The organism is Vibrio sp. 10N.222.52.C3 (assembly GCF_041474195.1).
GTDB lineage: Bacteria > Pseudomonadota > Gammaproteobacteria > Enterobacterales > Vibrionaceae > Vibrio > Vibrio crassostreae_C.
Genome location: NZ_JBFRTQ010000069.1, coordinates 1 through 9999, shown reverse-complemented (window position 1 = coordinate 9999; position 9999 = coordinate 1). Strand labels below are relative to the sequence as shown.

Below are 9999 nucleotides of genomic sequence, written 5' to 3'. Positions count from 1 at the left end.
TTTATATAATTGGAATAACAAAAAAGGTCAAATTTTATTCAGATAATTGAAGAATAGTGATTTGGTATGTACACTCTTAGGCATAGACATATCGCAAGGATGAATCACTGTATGCAAACAGAAACACCGCAAGTTCAAGGGGATACACCGACCCTCCGACTTTTTGCACTATTAGAGGTGATAGCGCAAAAAGACGAGTTTATTTCTCTGCAAGGTTTAGTCGAAGAGACCGGATTGCCAAAACCCACGCTGCACCGAATGCTTCAACAGTTAGAAGCGGCGGGCATCATTCAAAGAGATGGCGACGAAAAGCACTACAGCTCAGGTATTCGACTCAGAAAACTTGCCGAAAACCTACTTTTGAATAGCACCATGCACAGCGCGCGACGCACTATCCTTGAGAACCTGAGAGCAGAAGTCGGTGAGAGTTGTAACCTGACCGCTCTTTCAAGTGGCGAAATCATCTATCTCGATCGTGCCGAAACTGAAGCCCCCCTTCGCTTTCACCTGCACCCCGGCTCTCGCGTTCCCGTGCACTGCTCGGCTACCGGCAAACTGTTTTTAGCACACATGTCTAAGTCGCAGCGCAGACGATTAATTGAAAACGTGCCGCTGACTCAATACACAGTAAACACGATTACCGACTATTCGACTCTAGAGAAAGACATTGAAGAAGCGAAAATCCAAGGTTTTGCTATTGATGATGAAGAGTTTTTACCAGGCTTAGTCTGTATCGCTGTGCTGATACCCTCACCAACTGGTCAATCAAATCTAGGCCTAGCGATCCAAGCACCTGTGATTCGAGTGAAACCGGACGAAGCAATAAAATTCTTGCCCGCACTTCAAAAAGCAGCAAAAGCATTAGCGAAGATAGAAGCAGACAACTGGGCGCAAGAATAACCTTGGCAGGCTAAAGCGAATCATCAGCACTGCATAGACATCAACTCAATAACAGCACCAACACGTGTTAAGTAATCATCAAGAAGGAATCACATGCTAGAAATTAATAACCAGCGCTTACTCTCTTTTATGGTGACAGAAGCGAATAACGCGGTTGCCGTGACCAATCCAGCAACGGGTGAACTCATCGGGCACGCACCGGTATCATCAAAAACAGAGTTAGCGAGCGCGATTGAACGAGCTCATTTAGCACAGAAAGAGTGGGCAAAAATTCCTGCTAAATCTCGTGCTGCACTGCTTCATCGCTGGCACCAGCTGATCCTTGAAAACAAAGATGACCTTGCTCGAATCATGACAATGGAACAGGGTAAGCCGTTAGCCGAAGCGACAGGCGAAGTGGTGTATGGCGCGAGCTTCATTGAGTGGTTTGCAGAAGAAGCAAAGCGCACTTATGGTGATTCCATTCCTAGCACAGTCGCTGGCAAACGCTTGGTGACCATCAAGCAGCCTATTGGTGTCGCATGTGCGATTACGCCATGGAACTTCCCGATTGCAATGATCACTCGTAAAGCGGCTCCTGCCTTAGCTGCGGGTTGTAGCTTTGTCGTGAAACCTTCGGATGAGACACCGCTTTCTGCGTTTGCTGTGGTTGAACTGGCTTATCAAGCGGGTATCCCTAAGGATCTACTTCAAGTCGTTCTTGGTGAAAGCCCTGAACAAGTGGGCAACCTATTCACTTCGCATCCGTTGATCAAAAAAATCTCTTTCACTGGGTCGACCCGTGTGGGCAGTATTTTGATGGCTCAAGCAGCAAAAGGCATCAAACGCACCTCAATGGAACTTGGCGGTAACGCACCATTTATTGTGTTTGACGATGCCGACATCGATGCAGCCGTTCAAGGGGCAATGGCGTCGAAGTTCCGTAATGCAGGTCAAACATGTGTCTGTGCGAACCGATTCTACGTTCACAGTAAAGTGTACGATGAGTTTGTGGCTAAATTCGATCAAGCGGTTCAGCAGCTTAAGATTGGTAACGGTTTAGATGAGGGTGTCACGATTGGACCTGTTGTCAGCCTGAATGCGAAGAACAACATCCAAGCTTTGATAAACCGAGCGATTGAACAAGGTGCTGCGCCTGTCACGCCAACTCAGGAGCTTAATGGGCTTTTCATTCAGCCTGTTGTTCTTAAAGATGTAAAACACAGCATGGACATCGTTCAACAAGAGATCTTTGGCCCAGTCGCGCCTGTGATGAAATTCGACACGGACGAAGAGCTTATCGAGATGGCCAACGATACCATTTATGGATTAGCGTCGTACTTCTACAGTCAGAACATTCATCGAGTATGGAACATCGCAGAGGCACTTGAGTACGGTATGGTGGGTATTAATGATGGCCTGATCTCAACCGAAGTCGCGCCTTTCGGTGGCGTGAAACAATCAGGTATTGGCCGTGAAGGTGCGAAAGAAGGCATCGATGAGTACATGGACATTAAGTATCTTTGCTTTGGCGGAAAATAAGGTTGGTAGTAACTAAGTTCTGGCAGTGATTAGGGCTCGGAAATAATTAAGTCTTAGTGATCACTAACCTGACCCACTTTCCACCTTTCCCTTCACAAAAATGAATCAAAAAAAAGCCGCGCTATAAAAGCGCGGCACCTTGGGCTCGGTTAAAGGGGGTTTCTTTTTTTAGTATTTTACATTCTCTGTTTTTGTTATTCGGTTGCTTCACTATCCCTGCGCTTTCAGTTTTAGACGCATCGCGTGCAGCACTGGCTCGGTGTAACCGCTCGGCTGAGCACAGCCTTCGAATACCAACTGACACGCCGCTGAAAATGCAATGCTGTTTTCAAAATCAGGCGCCATGTTACGGTAACTCGGGTCGCCAGCGTTTTGCTCATCCACCACTGCGGCCATACGCTTCATGGTTTTCATTACCTGAGCTTCCTCGCAAATGCCGTGACGTAACCAGTTCGCAATATGCTGGCTTGAAATACGCAGCGTCGCTCGGTCTTCCATTAACCCTACATCGTTAATATCAGGTACCTTCGAACAACCAACGCCTTGGTCAATCCAACGAACCACATAACCCAAAATACCTTGGGTGTTGTTATCCAGTTCACTTTGAATATCTTGCGCGGTAAGCTTTTGATCGCCCAGTAACGGGATAGTAAGAATATCATCGACATTGGCTCTCACTCGCTCACGAAGCTCTTTCTGACGGCTTGGTACACTCACCTTATGATAGTGCAGCGCGTGCAAAGTCGCGGCGGTTGGAGAAGGAACCCAAGCGGTATTAGCACCCGCTTGTGGATGTCCGATTTTCGCGTCCATCATCTTCGCCATATTATCCGGCTCTGGCCACATACCTTTACCAATCTGGGCTTTACCTTGCAGGCCACAAGCTAAGCCAAGATCAACGTTTTGATCTTCGTATGCGCCAATCCAAGTCATGGTTTTCAGCTGTGTTTTAGGAGCAAAAGGCCCCGCTTCCATACTGGTGTGAATCTCATCACCCGTTCGGTCTAAGAAACCTGTGTTGATAAACACAACACGATCTTTAGCTGCACGAATACATTCTTTAAGGTTAACCGAAGTACGACGCTCTTCGTCCATGATGCCGACTTTTATCGTGAATCGATCTAGCCCTAATGCATCTTCAATACGGCCAAACAATTCATTAGTAAAGGCGACTTCTTCAGGGCCATGCATCTTAGGTTTTACGATGTTGATACTGTTCGCAGTCGAGTTTTGGTACGCGCTGTTGCCTTTTAAATCATGCATCGCAATTAACGAAGTGATCATGCCATCCATAATGCCTTCAGGCACTTCATTACCTTCGGCATCAATAATCGCAGGGTTAGTCATCAAGTGGCCGACATTACGGATGAACAACATGCTGCGGCCTTTTAGTGAAATCTCACCACCCGTCACGCTGGTGTATTGGCGATCGGGATTAAGGTTACGAACAATAGTTTTGCCGTTTTTCTCTAGTGATTCTTGTAGATCACCTTTCATCAAACCTAACCAGTTACGGTAAGCCAATGCTTTGTCTTCACCATCAACTGCAGCAACCGAATCTTCGCAATCCATAATGGTTGTTAGAGCGGCTTCGACTAATACATCTTTAATTCCCGCCACATCGACGCTACCAATCGGTGCGCTCGGGTCAATTTGAATTTCGATGTGCAGATTATTGTGTTTAAGAAGAATGCACGAAGGGGAACTTGCGTCACCTTGATAGCCAATGAACTGGTCGCTATCAATGAGAGTGACTTCTTCGCCGTTATCGAGTGTCGCTATTAATTTATTGCCGATGCTAGCGTTACTGATGCTGTATTTGGTGACGTCTTTATGGGAGACGCCGTTTAATGGCGCTGCGTCATCAAGGAACTCGCGAGCATAAGTCACTACTTTAGCGCCACGGGCTGGGTTAAAGCTTCCGCCCTTTTCCGCGCCATCACTTTCACTAATCACGTCCGTTCCGTAGAGCGCATCATATAGGCTGCCCCAACGCGCATTGGCTGCGTTAAGTGCAAAACGTGCGTTCATGATTGGCACCACAAGCTGCGGCCCTGCTTGTGTTGCGATCTCAGGCTCTACGCTCGCTGTCGTCACTTGAAAGTCATCGCCTTCAGGAACCAAATAACCGATCTGCTGTAAGAACTGTTTGTACTCCACAGCATCTAGCGTTTGCCCAGCACGCTCTTGGTGCCAAACGTCAATTTGATGTTGAAGATCTTCACGCTTGATAAGCAATGCGCGATTTTTTGGAGCCAAATCTTCAAGGATGGTTGCAAATGATTGCCAAAAGTCTTCAGCGACAATGCCTGTTCCAGGAATCACCTGCTCATTAATTAATTGGTAGAGGGTGCTATCAATGTTCAAGCTTCCCTGTTGAATACGACTGCTCATAAAATCTCTCTCAAACTAATTTATGGCTACTCAATAAATTTTCGTGACTAGCTCAAATTTACTTTACTGACTTAAACTTACTTAACGGACATGAATTTAGCTAATTTATGCCGGTTATATTGGATATTCATATAAAAAATACCCTGAAAACTGTGTTATTCCGTTACTCCACTCTCGATTTCGTTAGCGACACTTTTAATCAAACGACGCATCCACTGGTGGTCTGGATTGGTTTGTAACAATGGACTCCACGCCATCTTCACCTCAAAGGGTTCAATCGCAAATGGCGCTGGTTTGATTAACAATCTAGGGTTATTGCGCTGCAGTTGAGCGGCTTTGGTAGGAATAGTCAGGATCAGGTTCTTCTGTTGTGCGAAGAGAATCGCCGACAAGTAGTGTCGCGTAAACACCGTGATGTTACGGGTTTTACCAATGCGCATTAGTGCTTCATCTATCCAACCAAGCTTTTGTGCTTCGCTTGGGTTTATCCCGACTCCCGTTCCCATACCAGTCTTACTTACCCAAATATGTTGCGCCTTTAAATAAGACAAAATATCGAAATTGTCGGCTATCGGGTTGTCACAACTAAAGAGGCAAGAAAACCCGTCGTGCCAAAGGCTCATCTGGTGAAACGACTGAGGAATATCGTCAAATCGGTTGATAATTATATCAACGGTACCTTGCTCTACATCCTGATAGCTCACATCACTTGGCGTCATTATATCCAGTCGTATTTTCGGTGCTATCTCGCTCAGTTTTTTCAATAGCGGCTGAATAATGGTCGACTCTGCATAGTCACTCGCCATGATACGAAACACGCGTTCACTGTCTTCTGCATTAAACTCTGTGGTCGGCTGCAGTGTCTTCTCTACATTCGCCAAGATGTTTCGAATCAGTGGCTGCAACTTGTGCGCGCGTTCGGTCGGTATCATCCCTTCACTTGTTCTCACTAATAGCGGGTCTTCAAACAGATCACGCAATCGGCGAAGGCCATTACTCATGGCTGGTTGAGTAATACCCAATTGATTTGCTGCTCGTGTAACGTTTCTTTCACGTAGCAACATGTCTAAATACACAAGCAAATTAAGGTCTATACGGGCAATATTCATAAGAAAAATACCGAATATAATAACTATAAATTAACAAAATTATCACATGAGTGGTTATTCTTTGTCCATAGCAAAGTTTTAATCCAAGCCAATTTGGCAACCATACCCCACGTGAAACTAAGGAATAGTTATGTCGCAAATTACACAAGATATCGAAATGATAGAAGTTGCAAAAAGCGCTGCAGGTGCTCCATGGGATGCAATCAATGCTGAATCTGCTGCTCGTATGCGAGCTCAAAACAAATTCAAAACAGGTCTAGATATCGCGCAATACACGGCAGATATCATGCGTGCGGATATGGAGGCTTACGATAAAGACAGTTCTCAATACACTCAGTCTTTAGGCTGCTGGCATGGTTTTATCGGCCAACAAAAGTTGATTTCTATTAAGAAGCACTTTGATGGCAAGACAGACCGACGCTACCTATACCTATCAGGCTGGATGGTTGCAGCACTTCGCTCAGACTTTGGTCCACTTCCAGACCAATCTATGCATGAGAAAACATCGGTTGCAGGCCTAGTAGAAGAACTATACACATTCCTGCGCCAAGCTGATGCACGTGAACTGGGTGGTTTATTCCGTGAGCTAGACGCTGCACGTGAAGCGGGCGACGTTAACCAACAAGACCTTATCCAAGACAAAATCGACAATCACGTAACACACGTGGTGCCAATCATCGCCGATATCGATGCAGGTTTTGGTAACGCAGAAGCGACCTACCTAATGGCTAAGCAGATGATTGAAGCAGGCGCATGTTGTCTACAAATTGAAAACCAAGTTGCCGATGAGAAGCAATGTGGTCACCAAGACGGCAAAGTAACGGTTCCACACGCTGACTTCCACGCAAAACTTCGCGCACTTCGTTACGCTTTCCTTGAACTAGGCATCGACAACGGCGTTATTGTTGCTCGTACCGATTCTCAAGGTGCTGGCCTAACAAAAGAAATCGCAGTAGTGAAAGAGCCGGGCGACCAAGGTGATATCTACAACTCATACCTAGATGTTGAAGAGATCGATGTTGCAGATATGGCAGAAGGCGACGTTTGCTTTAACCGTGACGGTAAGCTAGTTCGACCTAAGCGTCTACCTTCAGGCTTATACCAATTCCGCCAAGGTACTGGTGAAGACCGTTGTGTATTCGACTGTATTGAAGCAATCAACGCGGGTGCTGACCTACTATGGATTGAGACTGAGAAGCCACACATCGGTCAAATCAAAGAGATGATGGACGGCGTACGTGAAGTTCACCCTAATGCGAAGCTGGTTTACAACAACTCTCCATCATTCAACTGGACGCTAAACTTCCGCCAACAAGCATACGATGCGATGGTAGCAGAAGGTAAAGATGTTTCAGCTTACGACCGTGCTAGCCTAATGAGTGCTGAATATGACGAAACTGAATTGTCTAAACGAGCTGATGACAAGATTCGCACATTCCAAGCGGATGCATCTCGTGAAGCGGGTATCTTCCATCACTTGATTACTCTACCGACTTACCACACTGCAGCGCTGTCAACCGACAACCTTGCAAAAGAATACTTCGGTGACCAAGGCATGCTGGGCTATGTTGCAAATGTTCAGCGCAAAGAGATACGCCAAGGCATCGCTTGTGTTAAACACCAAAACATGTCTGGTTCAGACATCGGTGATGATCACAAAGAATACTTCGCGGGTGAGAATGCACTAAAAGCCGCGGGTGAAGCGAATACGTCTAATCAATTTGATTAACCGCTAACGCTAAAGCCTCCCCCGTCCTTCTCTCTTACTTAGGTAAGATCCGGGGGAAGGCTTTGAGATAAAGCTTGTACTGCCAGCTTTATCTCAAAGCCTCAGATTTGTGTTCCACACCACGGTTAACCGAACAACTTCTGTTTAAGCTAACTGTATACGTATTTGTTCAGATTCCTATTTGTTAAGATTCTTATTTTTTGAGAGTGCCTATGACTTCAATACCTACACACCTACAAGATGCAAAAACACTGTTATCAGAGAATGGTTTCGCGACGGGTGATACTTGGTATCACGGCACATCTTCCGCTTTATTGGCTTCTATTCAAGGCCAAGGTTTAAAACGTTCTGGAGACAAAGCGCTCAACGAAGCAGCTTCAAAAACTATGGCGACCATCGGCAACAACTACACCGAATCGGTTGAGCCAGTGTTTCTCACCCAGAGCAAAGAACTGGCATATTACTGGGCTCAACAAACCGTTCGTGAGCGAGGCGTTCGCTTCGAAGGTGAAGAACAGCCTATCGTATTAGCGGTAAACTTATCTGAAAAGCAACGTGCCAAAGTAAGACCGGACGTAGGAGCAATGAGTCTATTGATGATGAGTGTGGGCGAGCAATTCATGTCTCACCTCACTGAAATTTATCAAGCCAATAACATTGCAGGCCCCGACATCGAGCTTCGCACTGCTGATCGCATGGACTACCTCAATAAACTCGGTATGGCCTACATTGATGAAGACATCAGCCGTGCTTGTGTTCAGGAGTTAGCTGAGCCCGAGTTGGCCGACTGAAAACGTTCAACAAATCAGTCTTCTTAAAAACAAAAATGGCTCCCAATACGGCTGTCTCTTATACACAAATCCCTAAGCTACGGCTTAGGGATTTTTTTTGAACTAATTTTATGTTTCACGATCTGATCATCTAAGCAATGACAAGGATGATTATCATGACCTATATAGAGCCAACCCTTTGGGCACAAAAACAGTTCGGTCAAGCCCACCTTAATGACCCAAGACGCACTCAAAGACTCGTTGCTCTCGCAGCTTCACTGGCCGAGCAACCTGGCGTCCCTGTCTCGAAACTCATTATCTCACCGGCTGAAATGGAAGGGGCTTATCGCTTCATCCGTAATGAGAAAATCAAAGCAGAAGATATCGCAGAAGCGGGGTTTTATGTCACTGCGCAAGAAGCGTTAAAGCAACAAACACTTCTTGCCTTAGAAGACACCACTTCTCTGAGTTACGCCCATCGCAGTATTCGAGATGAACTCGGGCACTCCAATCAAGGCAATCGACATCGTGCCATGTTCGTACACTCTACCTTACTTTTTGCGCCCGACACTCAATCTGTGATTGGTTTAATTGAACAACAGCGCTGGACTCGTGATATAGAAAAGCGAGGTCAAAGACACCAACATGCGACTCGACCATACGAAGAGAAAGAAAGTTATAAGTGGGAACAAGCCTCTCGCTATGTCGCTGAGCGACTTGGCGATAAAATGTCGGATGTCATTTCGGTGTGCGATAGAGAAGCCGACCTCTTTGAATACCTCACTTACAAGCGAGAGCAACAACAAAGATTCCTCGTTCGTTCCATGCAAAGCCGTTGTATTGAAGAGCATGATAATCGTCTTTATAGCTATGCTTCTACTCTGTCATCAGCCGGGGAGAAAGTGCTCGAAATACCGCAAAAAGGCGGTCGCAAAGCTCGCAAGGCTCATTTAGATATTAAATATGCCCCCGTGACACTCAAGTCTCCTGCAAACAAGAAAGAGTTCGATAGCATTCCGCTTTACTACGTGGGATGTATAGAACAAGGAGAGAATAGCGATAAGCTCGCCTGGCACTTACTGACTTCGGAGCCGATAACGAGCAAAGAAGAGGCCCTCAAAATCGTCAGTTATTATGAGCGGCGCTGGCTAATAGAAGATTTTCATAAAGTCTGGAAAAGTGAAGGGACTGAAGTTGAGCAACTGAGAATGCAGAGTAAAGATAACTTAGAAAGGCTCAGCGTCATTTTAGCTTTTATCGCGACTCGCTTACTCCAGTTGAGGTTCATGAATGAGTCCGATGAGTTATCTAAGACCAGTTGTGAGCAGGTATTAAAAGGCAAAGCATGGAAGTTAATGTGGCTAAAGTTGGAGAAAAAGCAGCTGCCGAAGGAAGCGCCCAATATATCATGGGCTTACAATGGTATTGCTCGGTTAGGTGGCTGGAAGAATACCAAGCGAACGGGTCGCGCTTCCATAAAGACGTTATGGCAAGGATGGTTCAGGTTACAAACCATCCTTGAAGGGTATGAACTCGCTAAGTCTCTTGATTAACCAGACTTGTGATCAAGAGACAG

The 9999-nt window shown here is 45.9% G+C and carries 7 protein-coding genes; 5 read left to right on the top strand and 2 right to left on the bottom strand.

The genetic code is table 11. The features are described from left to right. Positions 1-111 precede the first annotated feature (111 nt). Both AB4517_RS11530 and AB4517_RS11525 read left to right on the top strand, forming a co-directional pair. A complete protein-coding gene (locus AB4517_RS11530) occupies positions 112-900 on the top strand; it encodes an IclR family transcriptional regulator (protein ID WP_017064281.1) in 789 nt (262 codons plus the stop codon). A 93-nt stretch (positions 901-993) separates the two neighbouring features. Further along, complete coding sequence (locus AB4517_RS11525; RefSeq protein WP_136981764.1) at positions 994-2421, top strand: NAD-dependent succinate-semialdehyde dehydrogenase; 1428 nt, start codon at positions 994-996, stop codon at positions 2419-2421. Positions 2422-2631: 210 nt separating this feature from the next. Here the strand turns inward: AB4517_RS11525 and AB4517_RS11520 are convergent, their stop codons facing one another. Together AB4517_RS11520 and AB4517_RS11515 are read right to left on the bottom strand one after the other, a co-directional pair. After that, complete coding sequence (locus AB4517_RS11520; protein WP_372148378.1) at positions 2632-4815, bottom strand: malate synthase G; 2184 nt, start codon at positions 4813-4815, stop codon at positions 2632-2634. A 155-nt stretch (positions 4816-4970) separates the two neighbouring features. Beyond that, positions 4971-5924, bottom strand: a complete 954-nt coding sequence (locus tag AB4517_RS11515) for a LysR family transcriptional regulator (RefSeq protein ID WP_009845781.1) — start codon at positions 5922-5924, stop codon at positions 4971-4973. 130 nt (positions 5925-6054) lie between these two features. On the opposite strand from AB4517_RS11515, the gene AB4517_RS11510 reads away from it, so the two are divergent. The 3 genes from AB4517_RS11510 to AB4517_RS11500 all read left to right on the top strand — a co-directional run bounded on the left by AB4517_RS11510 (position 6055) and on the right by AB4517_RS11500 (position 9976). Further along, positions 6055-7653, top strand: coding sequence for an isocitrate lyase (locus tag AB4517_RS11510; RefSeq protein ID WP_017059981.1), 1599 nt, complete (start codon positions 6055-6057; stop codon positions 7651-7653). A gap of 212 nt (positions 7654-7865) precedes the next feature. Next, the gene (locus AB4517_RS11505) at positions 7866-8444 is read left to right on the top strand and encodes a hypothetical protein (RefSeq protein WP_017067975.1); all 579 of its coding nucleotides are present in this window, start codon (positions 7866-7868) and stop codon (positions 8442-8444) included. Positions 8445-8599: 155 nt separating this feature from the next. After that, positions 8600-9976 carry an IS4 family transposase gene (locus AB4517_RS11500; RefSeq protein ID WP_136977510.1) on the top strand — a complete coding sequence of 459 codons (1377 nt, stop codon included), beginning with the start codon at positions 8600-8602 and terminating at the stop codon, positions 9974-9976. Positions 9977-9999: the final 23 nt, after the last annotated feature.

Excerpts from the sequence above, each read along its gene's own strand:
- AB4517_RS11530 (WP_017064281.1), top strand. The coding sequence starts at position 112 with ATGCAAACAGAAACACCGCAAGTTCAAGGGGATACACCGACCCTCCGA.
- AB4517_RS11525 (WP_136981764.1), top strand. The coding sequence starts at position 994 with ATGCTAGAAATTAATAACCAGCGCTTACTCTCTTTTATGGTGACAGAA.
- AB4517_RS11520 (WP_372148378.1), bottom strand. The coding sequence starts at position 4,815 with ATGAGCAGTCGTATTCAACAGGGAAGCTTGAACATTGATAGCACCCTC.
- AB4517_RS11515 (WP_009845781.1), bottom strand. The coding sequence starts at position 5,924 with ATGAATATTGCCCGTATAGACCTTAATTTGCTTGTGTATTTAGACATG.
- AB4517_RS11510 (WP_017059981.1), top strand. The coding sequence starts at position 6,055 with ATGTCGCAAATTACACAAGATATCGAAATGATAGAAGTTGCAAAAAGC.
- AB4517_RS11505 (WP_017067975.1), top strand. The coding sequence starts at position 7,866 with ATGACTTCAATACCTACACACCTACAAGATGCAAAAACACTGTTATCA.
- AB4517_RS11500 (WP_136977510.1), top strand. The coding sequence starts at position 8,600 with ATGACCTATATAGAGCCAACCCTTTGGGCACAAAAACAGTTCGGTCAA.